Raw genomic sequence first — 259 nt, forward strand, 5'->3', positions numbered from 1 at the left:
GGCGAAGAAGCGGCTGTAGTTGTAGCGTAGCTCCATCGTTGTCGGCGTACCCGGCATCACCAGCGTGATCCCCGGATAGCGGCTGCGGAACTGATCCGGGCTGGGCGCCGTGGAAATGAAGCTGCGGAAGCCGGCGCGATCGAACGCTGGTAGCGGCCCCAGCGGCGAATCCGGCCACTGGATCTGCGGGTTGGGCAGGTTGGCGGTGCCGCATCCCCCCAGCCCCGGAATGATCGGTGCGCCGCCGGGACCGGTCGGC

At 68.7% G+C, this 259-nt stretch carries 1 protein-coding gene; it reads right to left on the reverse strand.

The window, feature by feature from the left end:
* A partial coding sequence (locus tag R0J87_RS21910) for a hypothetical protein (RefSeq protein ID WP_498888947.1) occupies positions 1-259 on the reverse strand: 259 nt, incomplete at both ends.

Source organism: Halomonas sp. SIMBA_159 (assembly GCF_046536035.1).
GTDB classification, from domain to species: domain Bacteria; phylum Pseudomonadota; class Gammaproteobacteria; order Pseudomonadales; family Halomonadaceae; genus Vreelandella; species Vreelandella venusta_A.